At 38.1% G+C, this 23,730-nt stretch carries 21 protein-coding genes; 7 read left to right on the top strand and 14 right to left on the bottom strand.

Translation table 11 applies throughout. From position 1 onward, the window contains the following. Positions 1 to 8 precede the first annotated feature (8 nt). From M902_RS13955 to M902_RS13925, 7 genes are all read right to left on the bottom strand, one after another. On the bottom strand, positions 9 to 290 hold the full coding sequence (locus M902_RS13955; RefSeq protein ID WP_021267828.1) for a metal-sensitive transcriptional regulator: 282 nt from the start codon (positions 288 to 290) through the stop codon (positions 9 to 11). Next, positions 287 to 2,485: a cation-translocating P-type ATPase gene (locus M902_RS13950; RefSeq protein ID WP_021268341.1), complete on the bottom strand. Its 2,199-nt coding sequence runs from the start codon at positions 2,483 to 2,485 to the stop codon at positions 287 to 289. The genes M902_RS13955 and M902_RS13950 overlap by 4 nt, the downstream gene beginning before the upstream one ends. 8 nt (positions 2,486 to 2,493) lie before the next feature. Continuing rightward, positions 2,494 to 2,718 (bottom strand): heavy-metal-associated domain-containing protein, encoded by a 225-nt coding sequence (locus M902_RS13945; RefSeq protein ID WP_198011909.1) that lies wholly within the window; start codon positions 2,716 to 2,718, stop codon positions 2,494 to 2,496. A 161-nt stretch (positions 2,719 to 2,879) separates the two neighbouring features. After that, positions 2,880 to 3,296, bottom strand: coding sequence for a hypothetical protein (locus M902_RS13940; RefSeq protein WP_021267894.1), 417 nt, complete (start codon positions 3,294 to 3,296; stop codon positions 2,880 to 2,882). A 144-nt stretch (positions 3,297 to 3,440) separates the two neighbouring features. Further along, a complete protein-coding gene (locus tag M902_RS13935) occupies positions 3,441 to 9,596 on the bottom strand; it encodes a pyocin knob domain-containing S74 family peptidase (RefSeq protein WP_021267928.1) in 6,156 nt (2,051 codons plus the stop codon). A gap of 135 nt (positions 9,597 to 9,731) precedes the next feature. Further along, positions 9,732 to 11,192, bottom strand: coding sequence for a hypothetical protein (locus tag M902_RS16200; protein ID WP_021268528.1), 1,461 nt, complete (start codon positions 11,190 to 11,192; stop codon positions 9,732 to 9,734). A gap of 129 nt (positions 11,193 to 11,321) precedes the next feature. Beyond that, a complete protein-coding gene (locus tag M902_RS13925) occupies positions 11,322 to 13,301 on the bottom strand; it encodes a BCCT family transporter (protein ID WP_040314869.1) in 1,980 nt (659 codons plus the stop codon). A gap of 190 nt (positions 13,302 to 13,491) precedes the next feature. Here M902_RS13925 and M902_RS13920 point away from each other — a divergent pair, with 190 nt between their 5' ends. The 3 genes from M902_RS13920 to M902_RS13910 all read left to right on the top strand — a co-directional run bounded on the left by M902_RS13920 (position 13,492) and on the right by M902_RS13910 (position 16,384). Beyond that, on the top strand, positions 13,492 to 13,932 hold the full coding sequence (locus M902_RS13920) for a CBS domain-containing protein (RefSeq protein WP_021268542.1): 441 nt from the start codon (positions 13,492 to 13,494) through the stop codon (positions 13,930 to 13,932). 33 nt (positions 13,933 to 13,965) lie between these two features. Continuing rightward, positions 13,966 to 15,258 (top strand): Na+/H+ antiporter NhaC family protein, encoded by a 1,293-nt coding sequence (locus M902_RS13915; protein ID WP_021268324.1) that lies wholly within the window; start codon positions 13,966 to 13,968, stop codon positions 15,256 to 15,258. A gap of 67 nt (positions 15,259 to 15,325) precedes the next feature. After that, positions 15,326 to 16,384, top strand: a complete 1,059-nt coding sequence (locus M902_RS13910; RefSeq protein ID WP_021268350.1) for a hypothetical protein — start codon at positions 15,326 to 15,328, stop codon at positions 16,382 to 16,384. Here the strand turns inward: M902_RS13910 and M902_RS13905 are convergent. Continuing rightward, the gene (locus M902_RS13905; RefSeq protein WP_021268409.1) at positions 16,373 to 17,167 is read right to left on the bottom strand and encodes a hypothetical protein; all 795 of its coding nucleotides are present in this window, start codon (positions 17,165 to 17,167) and stop codon (positions 16,373 to 16,375) included. The two genes, M902_RS13910 and M902_RS13905, sit on opposite strands and share 12 nt — an antisense overlap. Before the next feature lie 99 nt (positions 17,168 to 17,266). On the opposite strand from M902_RS13905, the gene M902_RS13900 reads away from it, so the two are divergent. Together M902_RS13900 and M902_RS13895 are read left to right on the top strand one after the other, a co-directional pair. Further along, complete coding sequence (locus M902_RS13900) at positions 17,267 to 17,653, top strand: hypothetical protein (protein ID WP_021268147.1); 387 nt, start codon at positions 17,267 to 17,269, stop codon at positions 17,651 to 17,653. A gap of 32 nt (positions 17,654 to 17,685) precedes the next feature. After that, positions 17,686 to 18,045, top strand: coding sequence for a hypothetical protein (locus M902_RS13895; RefSeq protein WP_021268002.1), 360 nt, complete (start codon positions 17,686 to 17,688; stop codon positions 18,043 to 18,045). Between the two features lie 29 nt (positions 18,046 to 18,074). Here M902_RS13895 and M902_RS13890 read toward each other — a convergent pair whose 3' ends face one another. Further along, the gene (locus tag M902_RS13890; RefSeq protein WP_021268605.1) at positions 18,075 to 18,524 is read right to left on the bottom strand and encodes a CBS domain-containing protein; all 450 of its coding nucleotides are present in this window, start codon (positions 18,522 to 18,524) and stop codon (positions 18,075 to 18,077) included. 182 nt (positions 18,525 to 18,706) lie between these two features. Here M902_RS13890 and M902_RS13885 point away from each other — a divergent pair, with 182 nt between their 5' ends. Further along, positions 18,707 to 19,765: a CNNM domain-containing protein gene (locus M902_RS13885; protein ID WP_021268196.1), complete on the top strand. Its 1,059-nt coding sequence runs from the start codon at positions 18,707 to 18,709 to the stop codon at positions 19,763 to 19,765. 10 nt (positions 19,766 to 19,775) lie between these two features. Here M902_RS13885 and M902_RS13880 read toward each other — a convergent pair whose 3' ends face one another. Beyond that, a complete protein-coding gene (locus M902_RS13880) occupies positions 19,776 to 20,642 on the bottom strand; it encodes an MBL fold metallo-hydrolase (protein WP_021268735.1) in 867 nt (288 codons plus the stop codon). A 105-nt stretch (positions 20,643 to 20,747) separates the two neighbouring features. Between M902_RS13880 and M902_RS13875 the strand changes: the two genes are divergently transcribed. After that, a complete protein-coding gene (locus tag M902_RS13875; protein ID WP_021268731.1) occupies positions 20,748 to 21,485 on the top strand; it encodes a sulfite exporter TauE/SafE family protein in 738 nt (245 codons plus the stop codon). Here M902_RS13875 and M902_RS13870 read toward each other — a convergent pair. From M902_RS13870 to M902_RS13855, 4 genes are read right to left on the bottom strand one after another with little or no spacing between them, the layout of a single operon-like run. Next, on the bottom strand, positions 21,477 to 21,983 hold the full coding sequence (locus tag M902_RS13870; RefSeq protein WP_021268572.1) for an SRPBCC family protein: 507 nt from the start codon (positions 21,981 to 21,983) through the stop codon (positions 21,477 to 21,479). The two genes, M902_RS13875 and M902_RS13870, sit on opposite strands and share 9 nt — an antisense overlap. A gap of 18 nt (positions 21,984 to 22,001) precedes the next feature. Beyond that, positions 22,002 to 22,376: a hypothetical protein gene (locus M902_RS13865; RefSeq protein WP_021268526.1), complete on the bottom strand. Its 375-nt coding sequence runs from the start codon at positions 22,374 to 22,376 to the stop codon at positions 22,002 to 22,004. Continuing rightward, on the bottom strand, positions 22,373 to 22,729 hold the full coding sequence (locus tag M902_RS13860; protein WP_198011908.1) for a hypothetical protein: 357 nt from the start codon (positions 22,727 to 22,729) through the stop codon (positions 22,373 to 22,375). The genes M902_RS13865 and M902_RS13860 overlap by 4 nt, the downstream gene beginning before the upstream one ends. A 25-nt stretch (positions 22,730 to 22,754) precedes the next feature. Next, entirely contained in the window at positions 22,755 to 23,720 is a 966-nt protein-coding gene (locus M902_RS13855) for a deoxyhypusine synthase family protein (RefSeq protein ID WP_021267864.1), read from the bottom strand. Positions 23,721 to 23,730 lie beyond the last annotated feature (10 nt).

The raw sequence follows: 23,730 nt of genomic DNA, 5'->3' as shown, positions 1-23,730 counted from the left end.
AATAGTACCTATGACTTTGCAGACTTCTTTAATAATTCCATAATCTCACTGATTTTTTCTTCTGAATCCTTTTCTGATCCAGACTTTATTGCCTTCATTACACAACTATTTAAATGCGACTCTAAAATCACGTGTTCTAGTCCTTTTAAAGCGCTTCTAATCGACTTAATCTGAGTGAGAATATCCACACAGTACTTGCCATCTTCGATCATATTTTTGATACCACGTACTTGCCCTTCAATACGGTTGACTCTTGTTAGTGTTGCTTTGTGATCTGGGTGTTTACTCATATTAACTTCCTTATTCTTAAACTATTTGAAACAACTGAAATACTACTTAGTCCCATGGCCACACTTGCAAGAACTGGAGGCATTGTTGGACCACCAAAAATAACAAGGACACCGGCCGCAACAGGTATAAGTAGGGTGTTATAAATCATTGATAAAAAGAGGTTCTGCTTAATGATCTTCATTGTTCCCTTAGCAAGTTCAATAAACTCAACGGCCTTAGCGATATCCCCTTTTACAATCGTCACATCTGAAGTACTAATTGCAACGTCTGTTCCTGTTCCCATGGCCATCGATAAGTCCGCCTTAGCAAGTGCTGGAGCATCGTTTATTCCATCACCAATCATTGCTACTTTTCTCCCATCTTTTTGTAAGCGCTCAATTTGTGCTGCTTTTCCAAGAGGAAGTGCTCTCGCGATAAAGTGGTCGACGCCAACTTCTTCACTTACACTTTTAGCGACAACTTCATTGTCACCTGTAATCATCCAAGTCTCAATTCCAAGAGATTTAAAGTGATCGACTGCCTCTTTTGCACTAGGTTTAATTTCATCACCAACGATAAGAGTTGCCATATGTTCTTTATTTCGAGCAACAAAGATATAGCTTCCAACTTTATCAGACTCTAAATCAATATCTCTTTTGATTCGTAGATCATCTAATAAGGATTCATTTCCGATATGATATTCAAGATCATCAATCTCAGCGATAATTCCCTTTCCCTTGATAACTTCGAAGCTATCAGGCTCATTTAACTGAATTCCTTGTTCTTTCGCAAACTTTAGAACCGCCTTAGCAAGTGGGTGCTCAGAAAATTGCTCAATCGAAGCAAGATGTGCAAGAGTTTGTTTTGAATCTTCACCCTCTTTATAAAGAGCGTCGATGACACTTGGTCGTCCAAAAGAAATTGTTCCAGTCTTATCAAAAATTACGGTGTCAATTTCAACCGCTTTTTCAATAACTTCTCCACCGCCGATAAGTAGACCTTTTAAAGATGCTCTTCCAGTAGAGACCACGACGGCCGTAGGAGTAGCAAGACCTAGTGCACATGGACAAGCAATAACAAGTACTGCAATAAAATTAGAAATAGAACTTCCCCACCTCGGCTCTCCTCCATAGAAGTACCAAGCAAAGAAAGTAGCAATTGCAATTACAATAACAACAGGAGTAAAAACTCCACTTATTTTATCTGCATATTTTTGGATATTTGGTTTAGAGGACTGGGCCTCTTCAACGAATTTAATAATTTGAGAAAGGAATGTATCACTACCAACTTTCGTTGCCTTATAGTCAATAACATGATCCCCATTAATTGTTCCAGCAAAGACTTGTTCTCCTTCACCTTTGGTAACAGGAAGAGGCTCACCAGAGATCATTGATTCATCAATAGCACTACTACCTTTGATAATCTTTCCATCAACTGCAAATTTCTCACCTGGGCGAACTCTTATCGTATCGCCAACGACGACTTCACTAATAGCGACTTCGATAAAAGAGTCATCTCTTTGAATTGTTGCCTTCTTTGCAGATAACTTAAAGAGATCATTTAGAGCCTCTTTTGTTTTCTTCTTGGCCCTTTCTTCAAAGTACTGCCCTAAGAAGACAAAAGATGTAATGAAGCCAACAGCTTCAAAATACACTCTCGTAGTTAATCCAAGATCACGACTAAGCTCAGTAAAAAGAGTAATAAAAACACTGTATAGGAATGCTGCCGTCGTCCCAAGCCCAATAAGAGTATTCATATTGGAGCGGCCACTTTTTAGAAATTGTAGAAGTGAGCGTTGGAACTTTAGGCCAATCCATGCCCAAATAGGTGTCGTTAAAACTAACTGAATATACCAATTGGCCTTCTTTGATGGCCACCCTTTGAGTGGCCCCATTTCAAACATAAAGACCGCAATCGCAAGACTCATTCCGATAACAAATTTATGGAAATTATCTTTTTCGATTGATTTTTCTGGCGCTACAGCATTTACTATTTCTTCTTCAGATTGAATTGAATAACCAAGTTCAACGATTTTATTTTCAATATTATCTAAAACGTCTTTATTATCATACTCAAAGTGACCACTTTCAATTGCGTAATTTACACTTGAAAGCTTAACACCATCAATTTTTGAAACTTCACTTTCGATTGAAGCTGCACAACTTGCACAACTCATACCTGAAATTTTTAAGTTTACACTATTTTGTGTTTCCACCTAGTCTCCTAAGCCTCAAGCTTTTTCATACTTGTAACAGTAAATCCTATTTCCCCAAGCATTGACTTGATTAGCATATTTGAAAAACCGTGTTCACCACTTACAAGAACTTCTTGTTTTTCGATATCTACATTTATATTTACCACTCCTGAAAGATCTTTTAGCTGATTCACAACTTTACCTACGCATCCTCCACATTTAATTCCACTAACAGCAAATTTAACTTTTTTCACATTAACCTCATCACTAACTAAACCATATACCCCCATAGGGTATATGAAATAATAAGTCCACGAAGGAAATAAAGCAACTAAAGATTGGTTAATTGACATAGAAATGACAAAGACCCTCTCTTGAGGGCCTTAAGTATCTAAATTAATTGATAGCTAGTAATTTACTTCTTATTTGGTAGCTTTGGGCCAACAAAACGATCGTCGTTATAGACCATATCCACACTTGATGGGCCACGAACCTCATCGACACTCTTGTGTGCAATCAATGCCACGATCATATCATCAGGCTTCATCTGGTTGAAGATATGACCAACAATAGACTTTCTAAGGTTTTCATCATCCTCACAGCAAATAAGCTCCCTTATACTAGGTGAAACGACCTCGCTTACTTTGGCCTGAATAACGGTCTCATCCTGCAGCGGTCCAACAAAGTCTTGTCCATACTCTTGAACCTCAAGACAGCGAACTTGTGCAACTTCGCTACAACGTAGCAAGCTATCCAGTTGTGAATCTTGGGCGAAACCAATTGATGAATATATTAGTGCAAAATAAAGAATTGCGAATTTTATAAAGACCATACTTTCTCCTGACCAACGTACAACTAACAAACTAGCAAGACAGTCAATAATTCATATTGTACGACGTCTTTAATAATTAAGAAGATAAGTTTATAAATGTCTGAAATTACGAAAGGTCATGAGACAACTTAGTATTAATATTGACTAAATTTTCGGGCAAAGTGGCATATCAGGATCTTTCTGACATAAGTAGGCCTTAAGAACCTCATTCTCTTCTTTTAGAGTCTCAACTTGCTCTTCCAAAGAGGCCACACGACGAGAAATCCCTTCTTGCATGAGATTTAGCATACGCCTATTTTCATCAAGCTGAGATTGCTGCTCTTTTGTCGCATTAATTAAGGCCAAGAATATTGGGTCATTATCAACAGTTAAATAATCATCAGTCGTCTTTCTAACCGCTTCTGGAATAACTTTTTGAATATCTTGAGCGATAAAACCAGAGTGTTCTCTTTCATTGAGAATACCAAGAGCGTTATTGTCTTTATAACGATACTTAATTGTATCGATGGCCATAATAGCATCTAGGCCATAATCAAATTTGCCAGTAATATCTTTTAAGCGCGCATCAGAATATGTCGCCCAAGAACCACCACCTGGTTTTGCTGCCGTTCCGTTAACCACTAATCGCTCACCATTTTCAGAAAGTTGTACCCCAGCAGAAAGACCAATTGCGACCCCACGATAATATGAATCATCTCCCACATCAGGTTGAAGATGAAGAGTTGAAAAATAATGTCCATAAGTACTAGTTGTTGTATGTCTTGCTAAAATCCATGCTTTTCGGGCGTTAAGGACTCCGCTTGTCCCAATCTCAACGGCGTTATTACTATTTGAAAATTTAGAAACGATATTTCCTTGTGTTGTATCAGTAGGATATTCAGCAGTACTTGCACCACCATGGGCATGAAAAGTTGCTGCAGGATTAGTTGTATTAATACCAAGCTGCTTAGAGGAAGTTAGCGTCATTGCATACGCATCATCAAAGTTAGAGTTCAAGTCCTTAGCGTCGTCGTCATTAGTATCAAAAGTAAAATAAAGCTTACCTTCATCAAGGCCAAGTCTAAAATCATCTGCATTAAGAGATGCATCTTCAAGAACAAGACCTGGACGATATGCAATCATTTTAACATCAGATGTATTATTAGCGGCCGTAGCGTCTTGAAAGAGCACCATTGGGCTTCCGTTATCAGAAGTTCGTCTTACTTCAAGCTTTGAGGTAGGAGCTATTGTTCCAACTCCAATATTAGCTGCTTCATTAATATATAAGTCTGGATTAGCATCACCAAAAGTTGCAGAATTGGCCTTGAATCCCAGTCCCTTACTTAGACCTGATTGAATAAGTCCTGCACCATTTCCACCGTTAAGACTTACATCAAGGCCCATGTACAGTCCTTGGTTATTATCTCTAATAGAAATGTACTTATCATCTAAACTATTATCACCAAAAATTGCAACGTTACCATCAGTCCCAACATCTAGAGTTGTACGTGGTATTGCGACTCCAATCCCTACATTACCAATAGCAGGGTTTAAAAGAAGGTCGTGAACTGCCGCCCCGGAAGACTGAGTTTGAATAATTTTCTTCCCTGCAGAATCGATATAAACATCAAGATACTCATCATTTGTCCCGTCACTATTCTTATCAGCGATTAGTCGAATACCTTCATAATTATCGGCGACTCCATTTTGTTGAATTGAAAGACGTGCAGAAGGTGCTGTTGTACCCATTCCAATCTTTCCACTAGTATGGTCAACAACTAATGCCTTCCCACCAGCGAGATCGACTTTTTGTCCCGAATAGATTTTCACATTTCTTAGATTTGCATTAGCTCTAATTTTAAAATTTGAAAGCGGTAAGCTTCCTGTATCCACAGCACCACTTGATTGTGTATAAGCACCGTTGGGCTTTGTTATCTTCCACGTGATGATATTATTCGTGATATTAACATGACCTTTTAAACCTTTTTGACCTGAAACATAAGTATGCCCAACATTTCCAAGAACAGTTGAGGCACCAGCAATAGTCTTTCTTACAGTCTGCTCATTATCACTCTCGTGTGAGACACGATAATAATTGTCACTATCTAAGCCAAATTGAAATGGGTCAGAACCAGTACTATCAAAATCAAAAGTAATATTAATTCCTGTTGCTGTTGCACCATCAGAAAAGTCGTAAGTTGTATTACTCCACTCACTAGCTGCTACAAGATACATTGGATCAATTGATTGAACACTTGTTCCCTTAATAGTTCCCACGACATCTAAAGCCGTAGTAGGTGTTGTTGTTCCAACACCAACTCTACCAACACTCTCCGCAAGGATAACATCTCCATCACCTTGTAAAGTCATCGAACTTCCTGCACCAGCATCAGAAACGTCAAAGGTTGCATTTCCACCATCCATTGCAACAATAAGATGCTCATTTGTTCCACCTTGATCAGTATCCGTTAATCTAAATGTTGGAGCTGTTGAAGCAATATTTAAAAGAGCACCTGGAGCACTTGTTCCAATACCTACATTTCCAGTGTTATCAACCGTCATCTTAGTTGTGCCACCAGTTTCAAAATTTATAGCACCAGTTCCATTAACATCAGTATCAGCAGAGATTGTATTATCTGCGATATTAGAAGATGATGACGAGTTAACACCAGTTAAGCTTGAACCATCACCAATGAAAGCCGTAGCCTTTACGTTTCCACTAACTTCTAATTTTTCAGTAGGTGTTGTTGTTCCAAGACCGAGGTTACCAGCTTTTGTATAATAAAGGCTTCCACGAATACGAGAGTACTCTTTAACATTTAAAACAGCTGTTAAATCAGCATCGTCTTCATTAATGAACTTAAAGCCATCAGCATCTGCTTGAGATCGAAAACCTTGGAATCCAATATTATTAGCATGAAACGTACTGTCCGCATCGTAGCGTAGCGCCCACCATGTTTCACCCTTATAAGTAATTTCGGCCAGAGCAATCTTTGAATCAACTCGATAAGCATTTGTGATTTCACCTACATCGGCATAGACAGAAGATGTATCAATCACAACATCAACAAAGTAAGGACGAGGGATGGCCGTGGCACTTCCACGATGTCCGTAGATGCGTCCATAGACTTTGTCTTCACTAGATGTTTTAGCAAGTAGAAGATATGAAAGATTAGTATAATCGTAATTAGCGTAAGTGACCTGTTCATTAGTATAGAATCCAGAAAACTCTGCATCACCATCAACTGATAATTTTGCAGTTGGTGCCGTTATTCCAATTCCGACATTTCCGGTTTCATCAATTGTCATTCTCGTAATATTATTTGTTCTTAATCCATACTTATGGTTCGTCATGGAACCAGAAAAGGCTTCACCTGCAATACTTGTCCCCATTGCAAACTCAATATCATTTGCGACATCTCGACCACCATAAAACGCTCCGCCACTACCTTGAACCATTACCATTCGATCAGCGGCAATACCAACAGTCGCCGAAGCTTCAGGTGTAATCCCAGGCTCTTGAAATAAAGCGATAAAATCATTTCCGTCGACTGCATCATCAGCAACAACATGAAGTTTTCTTGTAGGAGATGCTGTACCAATTCCAACATTACCACCAGTGAATGAAATATCACTTCCACTAGTCGCCCACTGAGTTGCGCGATCATCAACATAAGTCTTTATCGAACTTACCGATGGAGCTTGCCCCGTTTCTGTTCCGGCCATTGAGTTAATGACAAGGTTTGAGTTTGCAGCAATGGAAGTTGAATGAGCATTTAATTGCCCTTGAACTTTTCCTAATGCTTCTAAGATTGTATCAGTTGCCGCAACACTTGAAGCGGCACCAGTTGAGAAGCCAGTTAAAGCAACATCAACTGCAGGGTTATAATTAATAATTGAATCCGCAAGCTTATCCCCTGCTCCAACTTGAGCAATCTTGCCATTTGTTGTCCCCACATCAACCGCAAGAGTTCCAGTTGAAGTAATGGTTCCACCTGTAAGACCTGTTCCACCGGTAACAGAAGTAACAGTACCACCACTTCCAGTAGGCCAAGAAGTTCGACAGTCACCACCGATACAAAGCTCTGTCCCTTTAACTCTTCCGACAACTTCAAGCATTTCAGATGGGTTTGTAGTTCCAATACCGACTCGTCCACTAGAATTTGTTGTTAGAACCTTGCTCCATCCAGACCAAACGCCACTATAGCGATAGCGCAGGTACATATCTGTACCATTGTAAGGAATCGCATATTGAGTCATATTCCCATTACCATTTTTAGAATTGTATTCATATGAGAATGGATGGAAGTAGTATGAAGGGCCTGGCCCATTTGGCGCATCCCCCATTAGAAGTGTGTAACCACTACCTGGCCTTGCGTTACTTGCATCATCCCAATCGAGAACTCCAGAAGTCGTTCTTGCACCAAAACCACCAGTGATTTGTCCATCAACTTCAAGTGCTGTTATTGGCGAGTTCGTCCCAATACCAACTCGTCCGCTATCAAAGTAGATATCACTTGCAGAATTTGTCCACTGAGACTGATTAACACCAGCTATTTCAGTTGTAACATAATTTTTCATGGCATTTACTGAAGCGGCTTGCCCAGTTTCATTTCCTGCCGTTGAATTAATAACCAAAGTTGAATTACCAGCAATCGAAGATGCGTGAGCATCTAACTGCCCCTGAATTTTACCAAAGGCCTCTAGAACCGTATCTGTTGCCACAACACTAGAAGCAGCTCCTATTGCATACCCTGTTAACGCTACATCAAGAGCAGGGTTATAATTAATAATTGAATCAGCTAGCTTATCTCCCGCCCCAACTTGAGCAATCTTGCCATTTGTTATTCCCACATCAACAGCAAGAGTTCCAGAGGAAGTAATCGTTCCTCCAGTAAGCCCTGTCCCACCAGTGACAGAAGTAACGGTTCCAGCATTTCCTGTCGGCCAAGCTGTGCGACAGTCGCCCCCAATGCAAACTCCTGTTGCTTTTATATTGCCATCAACATCTAATTTTTGCGTTGGTGCTAAAACGCCAATACCTACTCGTCCAGCATTTGTTACTGCTAAACTTTCAATTTGAGTTGCATCCACATCGCTTACAATTCTAAATGAATGATAAGCATTATTGACGCCTTCATTTGCAATAAGAAGACCCGACATGTTAGAAAGATTAGTAAGACTCGAGATATCAGCATCAGTTGCACCAAAGCGCATAATATTTAAATCGTTAGCACTACCAACAACATGTAAAGGCCCCAAAGGAGTATTCGTTCCTACACCAACAAAACCAGTATTAAAATAAATATCCAAACCAGAATCTGTCCACTGCGAAGAAGTGATACCACCAGTTTGTGCTGTCACATAATTCTTTACAGCATTTACAGAAGGAGCAATTGTCGTTTGCACTCCACTCATATCATCAATAACTTTCGCATCTGCCGCAGAAGTTGCAAAAGTATCGACGTACGTTTTAACGACATTCTCTGTGGCAACAGCAGAAGTCGTTCCAAGAGGGCCAGCACTATTTACAGTTAGGCCAACATCACTTGGAGTTGCCCCTGTCTTGTTAATCTTTGACCAAGAAATCGCTGCGTTCGTATTGATATCAGCATCCACAATTAAGTTGTCTTGAATATCACTTGCTGTCGTTGAAGGAGGAGTTGTTGAACCACCTGTCACTCGTCCATAATCATCAACTGTTACAGAATAATAAGTATCACTAGTCACAACGGCTGGAAGTCCAATGACTCCCGCATTATTCACAAGAGTTGAATCAACAGCAACTGCTGCTGTTTGATCCACACATTCAAATTCATTTGAAGCATTTACAGAAACAACCTGTCCTGTTGAACAAGAACCAGTGAAGTCAACGCTATCAGGAGTGACAGCATCGTTTGCAATCGTTTCAGCAAGAGCTGCATGATTGGCATAAACTGCAATTGGAGTTGCTAGAATATTTTGAGAATCATAGACAACTGGATTCATCGCATCCGTTATGTCTGTTACTTGAATCACTAAAGTTTCATTTGTTGGAATAGCATCGATCACACTTGCAATACCAGCAAAGTCTAACTCAACTGTGTAAATTCCATTTGAAAGTGGAACAGCACTAATTGTCTGAGTTCCCCTATTTATTCCAGTTGTGCCAGAATAAAAAAGATCAAATTTAAGATCGGGAGTTCCAGTAACTGGTGTGCCATTTGTCAGGACAAGACGGCCAGAGTAGCCAAGCTTTGTTGTCGACGCAAAAGCGCTTAGATTTAAGAATAGACCTAAACAAATTGCTAAAATAAATATTAATTTTCGACTAACGTACAACTAACTTCCTCTGTTAATACAGTGGTGTATCGACATTTTAAGTCAATTTATTAACTAAAAGAAATTTAATAACTTAGAGAGGAATAATTTGCACAACCTAAAGAAAGCTGCCAAGAATTAGTGTAACTTTCGGCCCTATTGATGAGTTATAGTATAGAGCCCTTGTTTATTTGAAGTAATCCCTTGCTCATTACTTAGCTGACCTGAATTAGAAGTATTTGGAGTTGCTTGGAAATGACCATAGCCAACAAAGCCTCCATAAGTAGTACGAACTCCAGAAATAACGGAAGTCTTTCCCGTCCCCGTAAAGGCCGCAATGGCAAAATCTCTTACCACAACATTTTGTACCTGACATGAAATGATCCCGAGATTTCGATCCTCGATAACTGTTGCAATATAGTTATCTCCTGTTACGAAGTCAGTAATTCCTATTAATTGATCAATCTGTTGAGTGGCCGGATCAAGGCCAGAGACATCAACATCCGATGCAATTGATGTAAAACCAGAAACATTATAATCATGATAAATTTGATCACATGTCCAATTAAGACCTCCTGCACCTGGATTTGTCCCTTTAAAGTTAATCTGATGATAATAATAGTTTGATTTACCAAAATCAGCGGACTGAGTGTAATTCGATACAGAATTAAATGTTGTTTGTGCGTAGACTTTTGGAAATGTTACCATTAAGTCTGGCGGAGTTGAGTCAATATGATAGGTCAATTCGGCCACCTCTGTTGAGCTCGTTGTACTCAATGATTCAGCAAAATATGACAGGCCAAACTCTCCATCCACAGTACCGACTGCAATTGGACCAGAGTATATTGTAGGTGTTGAGACAGGGTCACAAAATCCCCCACCAGCTTGTAAACAATATGATATTTTTGAATTCTCACTACAAGTGATTGTTACATTGATTGTTGCTGAATACATTCCCTCAGCACGATCCACAGAACATGTCACAGGAGTAATCACAGGATCACTTGAGCTTCCACTTCCATTTGATGATGACGAAGATGTATCAGTGTCATCCGAATCATCAGTTGTTGAAATTGATGAGCCACTCTTAACACCAAGATCATCATTTGATATTGAAGCAACTGAGTTAGTAGAACTTGTTCCACCACTATCAGAAGAAAAGTTATTTGTCCCAGAGCTATCGCCACCAGAATGGCCTGTATCTCCACCGCTATTTGAAGGGCCAGCATATGAGCCTCCTGCAGAAATACTTCCACGGCCACTGCCACCACCTAAATTTTCTTCATAGCTTGAGCCTTCTAATTGCTGAGCTTCATAGGCAGGATCTCTCACAACCTTGCCACCGACATTCACACGTGATGCTTCATTCTTTCTTTTTCTCGTAGGAAATTGTCGACTGATCTCCTCCTCAAAAGAAGAAGGTCGACGCTTTGATCGTCCATATTCATCTACTTCTTGCCCTTCGAATCTCTCTTGAGAGTCAAGAGAGTCTGAAAGCATTTTATCTTCAGGAGAAGTTGAGGACTCAGGAGCGAGGAAGCTAAAATAAGAAACAACTGCAGCTAATGCTCCAGCACCAAATATATTTCTTAAAAGTGAGCGAAATTCTGAACTCAAATAAACACCTTCCCCTACTCTTCTTATCGGTTAATTTTAATATATCTTTAAATAAATCAATAATTGAGTAGGAAAAGGCGCCAATATTAGTAAATAACTAAAATTATATGCCAAGTATTCTTGTCAGTGCTAAACAAGCTCCGAGTTCGTTAAATGCAGATACTGATAGTGCTTTTCGTATTGAGTTACAGCATCAGCAACAATTTGTTCTTTCGAATAACCATAGATATCGTACTCTTGCCCTCCACTAAGTAGGAAAACTTCTGCACGATAATACTTCTCTTGATTACCAGGTAAGAAATCAGGAACTTCGAAAGACCTTAGGTATACTTCGTACTTAAAGTCCTCAACTCCTTCCTTTTCAATAACAAGAGAGATTGCATCATCTTTACCATAGCGAATAACAGCTTCTAGTCCATTTTTGATAAACTCTTGCTGTAATTCTTTAAGGCCAGGCTCAACAACATCAGCTAAGAACTCTTCTGCAACTTTGTGCTTAGGGTGACTTAAGAGAGCGCTTAAGTGCTCCTTCCAAGTCATACTCGCCTTCTCATATTGAACAGAGCTTGTATGATTTAGAACCTGATTACGTAAGAGATAATCGCTACGTAAGGACTTTATTAAACAATAAACTGCGATTAACAACAAGAAGATCATCGGAAATGCTGAAGCAATCGTCATTGTTTGCAGGGCCTCAAGACCCCCTGAGTGTAGAAGTACAGCTGCGACAACACCTTCTGTTACTGCCCAGAAAACTCTTTGCCAAACAGGTGGCTCCTGCTTCCCACCAGAGGCAAGAGTATCAATTACAAGTGATCCTGAATCAGATGAACTAACAAAGAAAGTAACAACTAGGATAACACCTAAAATTGAAAGCACACTCGAGAACGGAAAGAATTCAAAAAATCGAAATAGAGCAACCGGAACGTTACCAGTAACAGCTGCAACAAATTCTCCCGTTGTATCTTTAAGTGCAATTGAGATCGCAGAGTTTCCAAAAACAGTCATCCAAAGGAATGTAAAACCTGCGGGAACAAATAGGACTCCAATCATAAACTCACGAATGGTACGTCCTCTTGAAATACGAGCAATAAACATTCCAACAAATGGTGACCATGAAATCCACCAACCCCAGTATAGAAGTGTCCAACCACCAATCCACTCTTCTTTCTTCTCATAAGCATAAAGATTGAAAGTTTTGTAGATTATGTCAGAAAGATAAGACCCAGTGTTTTGTACATACTGCTGAAAAAGATGGACCGTATCACCTAAGACCATGACTGCAACGAGAAGTAAAACAGCAACAGCAAGGTTAATATTTGATAATTTCTTAATTCCACCATCAAGACCTAGAACAACAGAAACAGTTGCCATTGCCGTAATAATAGCAATTAGTCCAACTTGAATTGTCTCTGATTGTGGAATACCTATTAAGTAGTGGAGCCCGGCATTAACTTGAGCAACACCAAAACCAAGAGATGTTGCAACACCAAACATTGTTCCTATAACCGCAAATGTATCGACAATATCACCGAGTGGGCCATGAACTTTATCTCCTAAAATAGGATAGAATGCCGATCTAGGAAGCAGTGGCAAACCTTTGCGATAACAAAAGTAAGCGAGGCAAACGGCCAAAAGGGCATACGCTCCCCAAGCATGTAGTCCCCAATGAAAGAAAGTAATCTTCATTGCCTCCCGAGCACTTTCAATACTCTGAGGATCCCCCACTGGTGGAGAATTAAAGTGCATGATTGGCTCAGCAACCCCAAAGAACAGTAGACCAATCCCCATCCCTGCCGAAAAGAGCATTGCAAACCAAGACAAGTTTGTATAACTAGGTTCTGAGTGGTCTGGGCCGAGTTTAATATCACCTAGACGGCTTACCATTAGCCAAAGTGATGTGAATAAAATGATTCCCATTGCTAAAACATAGACCCAACTGGCCTTAGCAATTAACCATGCTTGTATCCCCTTAAAAAATTGACTTAAGTGTCCTGGCCAAAAAGAGCCAACAGCAGTGATTAAGAGAATGAAGAAAGCTGAGGTAAAGAAAACATTCTTGTTAATTGTTGATTCGACGACTTCCGTCGATTTCGATTCCTTATTGATAACAAACTCCCCTTTAATTGGACCCGTACCGGGACCAACACAAAATAACGTATAAAAACCAATGTATTCTTATCGGCAGATCGATCAGTAATTTTAAAGTTAAATTTCTTTGATTTAAGTTAACAAATTAATTACTCACACAAACCATGTATTCCTCCGTTATACCTTCTGTTACAACAACGAGGAAAATATGGAAATCACAAAGATAATGACTAAGAAACCTATTACGATTACAGAAGAAAAGACAATTAGAGATGCTGCAAAGCTTATGTGTGATAATCGAGTTAGTGCTTTACCAGTTCTAAATAGAGATGGTGATGTCGTGGGAATTATTACAGAGTCAGACTTTGTTGGTAAAGAAGTTGAAATCCCTCACGCAATGGCAAAACTAAAACAAGCATTTGGACACAATTTAAATTTTACTCAACTTGAAAAAACATATGAGCGAATTAAAGAAGTAAGAGTTGGAGAGGTCATGTCAAGAAATGTGAAGTCACTCACAGAAGAGACTGATCTTGAAGGTTATATCCAATTTATGATTGAAAAACATATCAAACGTGTGCCTGTGATCAAAGATAATAAGCTAGTTGGTATCGTCACTCGAAAAGATATCATCAAGTCATTTCTCTAGACGCAATTTGGGGTGATATGGTAAGGTGATTTCATGTCTCATATAAAGCAAAAGATTTCACTTTTACCGCTATTATTATTTGTCATTATCTACTTAGGCGCTGGGATATATTTTCAAATAAAAGGTGTGAAACATGCCTTCTATCAGGTACCAGCTCCTATTGCGATCTTACCTGCAATCTTTCTTGCCTTCTTTGTTACAAAAGATACTATAAATAATAATGTTTCTAAATTTGTAAAAGGAATTGGACACCCTGATATTATAACAATGTGTCTCATCTATCTACTTGCTGGTGCATTCTCAACGATTGCTACAGAGACTGGTGGAGTTGATGCCATTGTTAACCTTGGACTATCAATCATACCAAACTCTCTCATTCTTCCAGGGGTCTTTGTTATCTCGGCCCTTGTCTCAACGGCGATGGGAACATCAATGGGAACTATTGGAGCGATCGGGCCAATCGCACTAACAATGGCAACCAAAACTGATATTAACTTAGGTGTCCTAGCAGGTGCAGTAATGTCTGGAGCAATGTTTGGTGATAACCTATCAATTATCTCTGATACAACTATTGCTGCTACAAGAACGCAGGGTTGTAATATGCGTGACAAGTTTCAGGAAAACTTTAAAATAGCATCATTTGCGGCCCTTATCGCTATAGTTATTTACTTCTTTCTTATATCAGCACCAAATGTTGCAGTAGAAAAACCAACCAACTTATATTTAGGGCTTCCATACTTTTTCATTCTCTTACTTGCGATCTTAGGAGTGAATGTCTTTGTTGTCTTATCTGGAGGAATCATCCTCGCTGGAACAGTTGCTCTATTTAATGGATTTGATTTCTCATCAATTATAGGACTGACTTACCGAGGCTTTAGCAATATGCAAGAGATCTTTCTACTCTCTCTTCTAATTGGCGGGTTAAGTGAGTTCATAAGATCAGAAGGTGGACTAGACTATATCTCTCATAAGATTCAAAGACTTATTTCAAAGCTAGCACACTTAAATAAGAATGCAGCCGATCAAATTGGTATTGGACTCTTATCAGCACTCACAAATATATGTGTTGCAAATAATACGGTTTCTATTATTATCGTTGGCCCTATTGCAAAAAAACTTGCTTTACAGGGAAAAATTTCACCTAAGAGAAGTGCTTCTCTCATTGATATTTTTAGCTGTGTGGTTCAAGGCCTACTTCCTTATGGTGCCCAGGCATTACTTCTAGGAGTAACATTTAAGATCTCACCTTGGGAAGTTGTCACAAACTCATACTATTGTATGATTCTGCCGTTTATCGCGCTAGGCTTCATCTTTACAAGACGTTAGACCGTATAATTATTGCGATTTCGCCTATTTCAATTGAGATCAATAGGGATTTTTGTCATAAAGAATTATGCAAAAATCCTTCATTAAGTGTTTATTATTTATTTCATTATCAATTCAAGCATACGCACTTAGTGAATATGCCGCTAGCTTTGAGACTGTAAATAGTGCGAAATGTAGCACCAAGGTACCAAGTAATTGGCAAATTACACAATTTGCAAGGCCATATCTTAATACAAAAATTGATGAAGCCTATTCACTACTTGTTAAGTCTTACGTCTATCGTGGCCTAAAAAAGAAAGCAGAATTTAAAAGTAAAATAGCAGCGGCCAATAAGTGCCAGAGTAAATCATGTAAACTTAAAGAGTTATTTGAAAGTGATGAACTCATTGAAAAATCAATCTACTTACTTTTTAAATATGGGCTTAATACTTCTCCATATGCAAATAAGGATGCGGCTTTACTTGATCTTGAACAAATGGATGCCATTATTAAAGGCGTTAATCTTCTTCCAGCTCATCTTCCAAAGCTTTGGGTAAGTAAAAGACTAGTTCGTCATATAAAGAATGATATTGGTTACGGCCATCGTGGAATGATCTTTGCGAATGCTTCAATTGAGCTTTACGCTCCTTGGGATCGTGAACTAGATGAAGATGGAAAGGCCTATAGTCTCTTTCATGAACTTGGACATAACCTCGCCTACTTCTATAACTTAAACTACTCATCTTTTTGGTGGGATATGTCTGGATGGATCGACCACCCTATGGGTTGGCGCTATAATCGCGATGAAATGGTCTCTCTCTATGGACAAACAAATCCAAGTGAAGATGCAGCTGAAAGTATTTCTGCTTACCGTTTAAATCCTACTCATTTAAAAAAAGTGTCTCCAAAGAAGTACGCCTTTATTCGTGACTATATTTTCTTAGGACAAGAATATCTTAATGGATCTAGCTGTTCTCATACTCCGGTAAAAAGCTACTTAGAGAAGTTAATCTTAAGGGCCCGTAAAACTTGCAGCAATAATGATTGTCTAATCACTAATATCAAAACAAAGATAAAAGATGACAAGCGCTACCCCTTATTCTTAAAGGCCAATGATGACTTCTTTAAAGTTTTTCTAACCAGGTAATTGTCCTCGATTAAGAGAAATATGAAGATGTAGAACTTCGTTATTATAACGATTATCAGACTCGTCTGATAAGCGCACAATATCTGAAATTGAATCGATCTGGTTCTTAATAAGAGAAAGATACCTAGGCGAGATCCTGCGAATCATCATCTTATTCACGAGATTTTGAAACTTAAAGTTTCTGCCAAATTCCATATCCCAATCATCAAACTTACCATAGGCTTTCTTAATCGTTTCACTCACCTCGTTTGGAAAGCGAAACTCAGTTGATCTTGCATAGATTAGGCCATCTTCCTCAAAGGCAACCTCGGCCTTGATAAGATCGTTGACGACACTTTTTTTAATGGCATAAGTTTTAAGCTCACTAATCTTCAAGGCACTTCTTGACAGGGTCAAAATAAGAAAGAGAAAGTAATGTGATTTCGTTTGAGCAAGTGAATTGATTTGCATGACAGATAAGTAACGTTGCCCTTGTTTGGCCTTGGAAGCGACTTCAATGACTTCCTCATCACTCTGATTGTCTTCTTTAAATAGGTAATCAAAAGAAGAGAATTGGTTTCGACAAAAACTCAAGATTAGAATATTGGCATCCTTGGTCTTAAGACACTTAGCAATTTGGTTAACAATAGCAGAAGAAGGAAAAGCAGCTCCCTTTTCAATCTTAACGAAATATTGATAATTGCACTCCAGGCCTTTCTTTGCCAATACTTCATAGAATGATTTCGCACTCTTATAACCATTTGCTTTTCTAATCTTAACCAAATCTTGACCAAAGTGATCCATATATCTCCTGACAGGCGATTGTCGCCCAATAGAATACTTTTCAATGAATTATCGGAATTATAGAACTAATTCATTAATAAAATTTGGAGATAATAATAAATGAAAAAGCTAATTTCTCTGCTACTAATTTGCCTTACGACCTATGCTGGGAATGGTGTTGAGCGCGGAAGAGTAATCTTAACGGGACAATTTAATATTCAAAAAGAAATTAGAAGTTATCTTTCTAAAGAGTTAACAAAGTGCTCACTGGGCTTAACTCAAGAGAGATTCGACATTAAGAATATTGCAATAACTAAGGATGAAGTTGATCAAGGGATCACTGACTTTTACTACAAAATTGAACTTACACACTTCGATAATATTGGAAATAATCTAAATGACATCAAAATTGAAATTGAAGATGCTGATTATAGTAACTGGCGCCGTTACGAAGAGAAGCTATCGATTCAATTACTATCTGATGTGAGAGGAAATTGTAATCTTTAATTAATAATACACTTACTAACAACGGAGAAAAAATGAAATTTATTCTAGTAGCACTTATGACACTTTCAGCATCAGCTTCAATCATCAACTCAACTTTTGAAGCACGTCACAATGACAAAATTATTGATGCTATCATTAACAATTGTAACGTTATGAAAGATCTTACTCTTGTTTCAACAAAGAAAGTAAAAGTAGTAATTGACCAAGGTATCGTAGACTACAAGTTCATATCAACTTTTACAGGAAAACAAAGATATGACCAAAATATGTTTGATCACTATGAAATTACAATAGAGTCTTGGCTATACGATGGTTACGATCAAGAAACTAAAAAAGCTAACTGGTACAATGTAGAATCAGTAAAATGTGAAATGACTGCAGAAATGCAATAAAAAGAAAAAAGGCCTCTAATGAGGCCTATTTATTTCATCCCTTCAAATGCTTTTAAAATATCTTTTCTTGTAATGATACCAACTAACTTATCCCCATCACAAACAGGAATTCTCTTTAGTTGTTTTTTCATCATAAGTTCAACTACAGCAGTTAGAGAATAATCAGAAGTAACAGTAGTTACATTCTTAGTCATAATTTCAGTTAATGGCTTATTCTTTGCTTTCTTGTAAATTTCTTCTACATCACCAAGATTATAATCCATTCCAAATAGTCTCTTAATAGAAGCAAGTGCATGTGGAATCTCAACTTCTCTACCGATAAAGTCAGATTGAGTTACAATTCCAACAAGCTTATCACCACTATCTAGAATTGGCATAACACTCACACCTAGATCAAGCATTGCTTTTGCAGCATCTGAAACAGTTTGAGTATCGCGACAAGTTGTTACATTTTTAGTCATAAAATCAGTTACTTTCATATAAACCTCAATTTTGTGTTAACCCTAAATATTTTAACTTAAACTTGGCCCCTAAGCTATCATAATGAACAGTACCCATAACTGACTAGAACGATAAAGTACCAGTATTTAATATATATTTTGTCTTATATTTGGCTGTTACTTAATTTGACACAAATTTAAGGCCCATTTAAAGTATAAAAATGCTAATAATCTATATTGTCATATCGATTGGTGTCTCCTTTCTATGTTCTATAATGGAGGCCGTTCTACTTTCCATTACACCAAGTTTCATTTTGGCATCTCAGCGCCAGAATCGTAGTTATGCACAAGCATTAAAAAAATATGCCTCAAACAAAGATGAATCCATCTCCGCAATTCTCACTCTAAATACATTTGCACACACTCTTGGTGCTGCTGGGGTAGGTTCAGAGGCAATACAAATATTTAAAGAAATGGGAGTTAGTGGCGTAAACTTAGAGTATTACTTATCGGCAGTTTCCATTGTTTTAACATTGGCCATCCTATACCTTTCAGAAATTATTCCTAAATCTCTAGGACATCACTATTGGAAATCCCTGACTCCATATTTACTAAGAATACTTCCACCTCTGATTTTTATTCTAAGGCCAATCCTATTCATATCAATGACATTAATGAGACTATTAAAAACAGAAACTGAACACAAGATGAGCCGAGAGGAAGTTGAGTCAATGATAGAGCTAGGTGTTCAAACAAAGGCGCTAGCAAAAGATGAGGGAGAATTCTTAAAAGAGTCTCTTTTGGCATCTAGAAAAGTCATCGAAGAAGTCATGACTCCAGCACGCAAGGTCTTCATGGTACATGTCGAAGATACTATTGCCTCTGTCTATGACCTAAAAGCTCCAGTAACTCGCATCCCATGTTATGGAGAGAATGTTAATGAAATTAGCGGCTATATCCACAAAGAAGATATAGCAAAATCAATTATTGAAAATAATAAAGACAAGAAACTTTATGAATTACAAATTATAAGGCCCATCGCAATTATTAATCGCCAAACCCCTCTTCGAAATCTATTTAAACGCTTTATTCGGGAAAATGAACATATCGCTATGGTAAGTGACGACTACGGAACAATTCTAGGAGTAATCACACTTGAAGATATTGTAGAGACATTTTTTGGAATTGAAATTATGGATGAGTTTGATGAAGTTGAGGACCTACAAGGCCAGGCCAAAGATGAAATCCTAGCTGAAGAAAAGAAAAGAGAGCACTTATAATACTCTCTATTTAATCTTTAAATGTTAGTGGCATTTGAAGGTATCTCACTCCATTATCTTGTGGCGCAGGCATATGCCCCCCACGAATATTTACCTGAATACTTGGAAGAAGCAGCTTTGGTGCTGCAAGTGTTTTATCGCGACTGGTACGAAATTTCACATACTCTTCACGACTTGTATCTGCACTAAGGTGTACATTACTCTTCCTATTCTCACCAATTGTACTCTTGTACTTTAACTCTCTTCCACCTGGTTGATAGTCGTGACCAGTGTAAACATTTGTCTCATCAGGTAACGTATAAAGTTTCTTTGTAATTGAATCATAAAGAGCGTTTGCATCTCCACCAGGGAAATCACATCTTCCTGTACCATAGTCAGGCATAAAAAGAGCATCCCCTGTGAAGACATTATTACCAATGATAAATGAAGTACATGCAGGAGTATGCCCAGGAGTAAAAACCGCTTTTACTTCAATTGATCCGGCCACTAGTAGTTCATCTTCATTTAAAAAGGTATCAAAGTCTTCAAGCTTAATCTCTTTTAAGATATTAAACTTTGTACCAAAAACTTCTTGTACGATTTTAATATTCTTATTAATCGCAACTTTTACATCAGGAAAAAAGCTCTTAAGTTTTAAGGCCCCAGTTAAATGGTCAGCGTGAGCGTGACTTTCTAAAATATAGTGAGGTTTAAGTCCTCTTTCCTTAACATAAATTGCAATTTTTTTGACTGACTCTGTCGTGATTGTTGATGACGCTTGATCATAATCAAGAACTGGGTCGATAATCACAGCATCTTTTGTCACCTTATCATAGACGATATAAGTTAGTGTGTAAGTTTGCTCATCAAAGAATGTTTCTACATTTAAATTATCCATAATTTCCTCCTAGTACAGAGTAAATAAATTTATGAGAAAAGACATTGACCCCCATCAATGTTTAAGAAAGATTAATCCTTTATTCTGACTTTAGGAGAAATATATATGGAATATCTACTAGCACTTATTGTGGGAATAACTCTTGGACTCTTAGGTGGAGGTGGCTCTATCCTCGTGGTTCCAATCTTAGTTTATATTGTCAAAGTCGATCCTAAAATTGCTATTACCATGAGCTTAGCAATTGTTGGCTTAACTGGCCTTATGGGAACTCTAAGACACCACAAGAATGGGAACGTTATGGTGAAATTAGCATTTCAATTTGGAGCAATGACAATGCTTTCAACCTATCTTGGAACTTACCTCGCATCTTTCATAAGTGGACAGCTTCAACTCTACATATTTGCGGGAGTCATGCTCTTGGCCTCAGCTTCAATGCTAAAGAATGGCAAAAAAATCAAAATTAAACCTTCATCAAATCTAACAATTTTTGGGGCCGCAAGTGTTGTCGGGATCGTGACTGGTCTAATTGGAGTTGGTGGCGGATTCCTCATTGTTCCAGCTCTGTTAAACTTCTTTTATATCCCGATGAAGAAGGCCATTGGGACTTCTCTCCTGATAATTGCAATTAACTCTTACATTGGATTTATGGGAAATATTATAAACTCTCCTAACCTAGAACTTGATTATCAATTTATTGCAATCTTTACAATTTTGGCCATTATTGGTTCAGTCTTTGGCGCGGCCCTCGCCCATAAGCTTCCACAAGAAAAACTTAAAAGGATATTTGGTTACTTTTTAATTGCGATGGGAATTTTTATGATTATTAGAGAAACTCTACTCTAGTTTCCTTTTTAACTTCTTCAAGTACTTCTTCATAAGAACACCATATAATTTTACCACGACCTCTGGCTTGGCATTAAAGCCAAAGGTCTCTTTAATCATACGACGATCAAAGTCCACCACATATGTAAAGATAGTTCCATTCTCACTTTCTTTAAACATACGATTACTTCTTAAGAAATATGGATTTGATCTTACTGTTTCAAATAAAGCTTGATGAGGAGCATTTAATTCAATTAGCTCAGTTGTCGTAATAAAGTGTTTACGAATACCAATCCACGCATCTTCTCTAAAAGTGCTCCCTATTTCAAAAGTACGAGAATTTGTTGCCATATCATTTACTTCACTACGCCAATGATGGTCGTTCATTGGATCGGCCACAAATTCAAAAACTTCTTCAATTGGTGTATTGATTTCAATACTGCCAGTGACTTGGACAGTTTCAATTGCGAAAGTGATATTAGAAATAAGTAGTGTAATTAGAAGTAAAAGATTTCTCATATAAAAATGATGGCAATCTTAATTTGATCTGGCAAGTTTACGTCCAAAATATAAAGCCAATTGGATGACTAAAACGCTCAGGAACGCACTCATTCCAAGTGCTCCCCCATATCCTTCAAGATATGGAACTAAGTATTGAAAGAAAAGAGCAAAGAAAACTGCGCCTATGATAATGGTATAATTATGCATTTTTACAGGACAACTCATTCCAACAAAGCTTGAACCAAAGAATATCACGGCCATCATTTCATAATCAGGAACAGTAAAATATAAGATAGTATAAGCAACTAAAGTTAAAAATGCGGAAGCTCTAATGGTTCCTATCTTATTAAATCGAGAGAGATGAAAAGTTGAAAGTGCACCGATAAGTGAAACGCAAATTGCAGTTATCATATGATGCTCCCCTTGATAAAAAAGAATAAGGCAACACTAACAAAGGCAATCGCTCCAAGCTTTCCACCAAAGCCTTGAAAAATTCTTAATGTATAAAAGTATAGAATTGCACCAATAAGAGAAATTCCTAAAATCTCCCAGTAGTTAGATACCAACGAACTAGAGCACATACCCGCAAAGCTTCCACTATAGACTGCCGCTTGTAGAGTTGTTCTCATGGGAATCAGACTAGCGATTAGGCCAATAATTGCTGAAGCAATCACTGGTGACCAGTCAAGTTGTGAATGTAGGATGAAACAAAAAAGGCATCCTAAAAAGAATGCCCCAAATTTGTATAAAAATTGTACTCTCATGTCCCTTTATCTTAGAACAATGAGCTTAGTTTTCCAATACGTATTGAAAAACTAGTGGTGCTACGATCGTTGCATCTGACTCAATAATGAATCTTGGAGTATTTGAAGATAGTTTTCCCCAAGTGATCTTCTCATTTGGAACCGCTCCTGAATAAGAACCGTAGCTTGTTGTCGAATCAGAGATTTGGCAGAAATACGACCATAGAGGTACATCGTCTTCCATATCTTGGTTAAGCATTGGAACAACGCAAATTGGAAAATCTCCAGCAATTCCACCACCGACTTGAAAGAAGCCAATACCACCGTCACCACAATTTTCAGGGTACCACTTTGCAAGAAACATCATGTACTCAATTCCATTTTTGACAAGTGAAGGCTCAAGCTCTCCAGTTAAGCAGTATGAAGCAAAGATATTTGCCGTTGTTGAGTCTTCCCAACCTGGAACGATAATAGGAAGGTTCTTCTCACAAGCGGCCATAACCCATGAATTGGCCACATCTGTTTCAAATTCTTTTGCAAAGTCTTCACGGCGAAGAATTCGATAAAGAAATTCGTGTGGAAAGAGTCTCTCTCCTGCTTTTGCAGCATTTGACCACTCTTCAAAGAGATACTTTTGTAATTTTCTAAAGGCCGTCTCTTCTGGAATACAAGTATCAGTCACACGGTTAAAACCTTGCTCAAGAAGCTCCACTTCTTGCTCAGGGCTTAAGTCTCTATAGTTTGGAATACGTTTATAATGGTTATACGCAATGAGATTCATAATATCTTCTTCAAGGTTTGCACCAGTACAAGAAATAATTTGAACCTTATTCTGGCGAATCATCTCAGCAAGAGAAACCCCTAACTCGGCCGTACTCATGGCACCAGCAAGAGTGACCATCATCTTCTTCCCACTATTTAAATGGTCGACATAGGCTTTAGAAGCATCAACTAGTGAAGCGGCATTAAAGTGTCGATAATTGCGACTAAAGAATTGGGCCATTGTACTCATAATAAATCTC

Source organism: Bacteriovorax sp. BAL6_X, from assembly GCF_000443995.1.
Classification (GTDB): Bacteria; Bdellovibrionota; Bacteriovoracia; order Bacteriovoracales; family Bacteriovoracaceae; genus Halobacteriovorax_A.
Note: the sequence above shows the minus strand (reverse complement) of the source record. Positions and strands in the feature narration are given on the sequence as shown.

Coding starts and splice junctions, on each gene's coding strand:
- M902_RS13910 (WP_021268350.1), top strand. CDS start 15,326: ATGCAAAAATCCTTCATTAAGTGTTTATTATTTATTTCATTATCAATT.
- M902_RS13885 (WP_021268196.1), top strand. CDS start 18,707: ATGCTAATAATCTATATTGTCATATCGATTGGTGTCTCCTTTCTATGT.
- M902_RS13875 (WP_021268731.1), top strand. CDS start 20,748: ATGGAATATCTACTAGCACTTATTGTGGGAATAACTCTTGGACTCTTA.
- M902_RS13855 (WP_021267864.1), bottom strand. CDS start 23,720: ATGAGTACAATGGCCCAATTCTTTAGTCGCAATTATCGACACTTTAAT.
- M902_RS13870 (WP_021268572.1), bottom strand. CDS start 21,983: ATGAGAAATCTTTTACTTCTAATTACACTACTTATTTCTAATATCACT.
- M902_RS13895 (WP_021268002.1), top strand. CDS start 17,686: ATGAAATTTATTCTAGTAGCACTTATGACACTTTCAGCATCAGCTTCA.
- M902_RS13940 (WP_021267894.1), bottom strand. CDS start 3,296: ATGGTCTTTATAAAATTCGCAATTCTTTATTTTGCACTAATATATTCA.
- M902_RS13915 (WP_021268324.1), top strand. CDS start 13,966: ATGTCTCATATAAAGCAAAAGATTTCACTTTTACCGCTATTATTATTT.
- M902_RS13880 (WP_021268735.1), bottom strand. CDS start 20,642: ATGGATAATTTAAATGTAGAAACATTCTTTGATGAGCAAACTTACACA.
- M902_RS13900 (WP_021268147.1), top strand. CDS start 17,267: ATGAAAAAGCTAATTTCTCTGCTACTAATTTGCCTTACGACCTATGCT.
- M902_RS13955 (WP_021267828.1), bottom strand. CDS start 290: ATGAGTAAACACCCAGATCACAAAGCAACACTAACAAGAGTCAACCGT.
- M902_RS13905 (WP_021268409.1), bottom strand. CDS start 17,167: ATGGATCACTTTGGTCAAGATTTGGTTAAGATTAGAAAAGCAAATGGT.
- M902_RS13920 (WP_021268542.1), top strand. CDS start 13,492: ATGGAAATCACAAAGATAATGACTAAGAAACCTATTACGATTACAGAA.
- M902_RS13865 (WP_021268526.1), bottom strand. CDS start 22,376: ATGATAACTGCAATTTGCGTTTCACTTATCGGTGCACTTTCAACTTTT.
- M902_RS13860 (WP_198011908.1), bottom strand. CDS start 22,729: ATGAGAGTACAATTTTTATACAAATTTGGGGCATTCTTTTTAGGATGC.
- M902_RS13890 (WP_021268605.1), bottom strand. CDS start 18,524: ATGAAAGTAACTGATTTTATGACTAAAAATGTAACAACTTGTCGCGAT.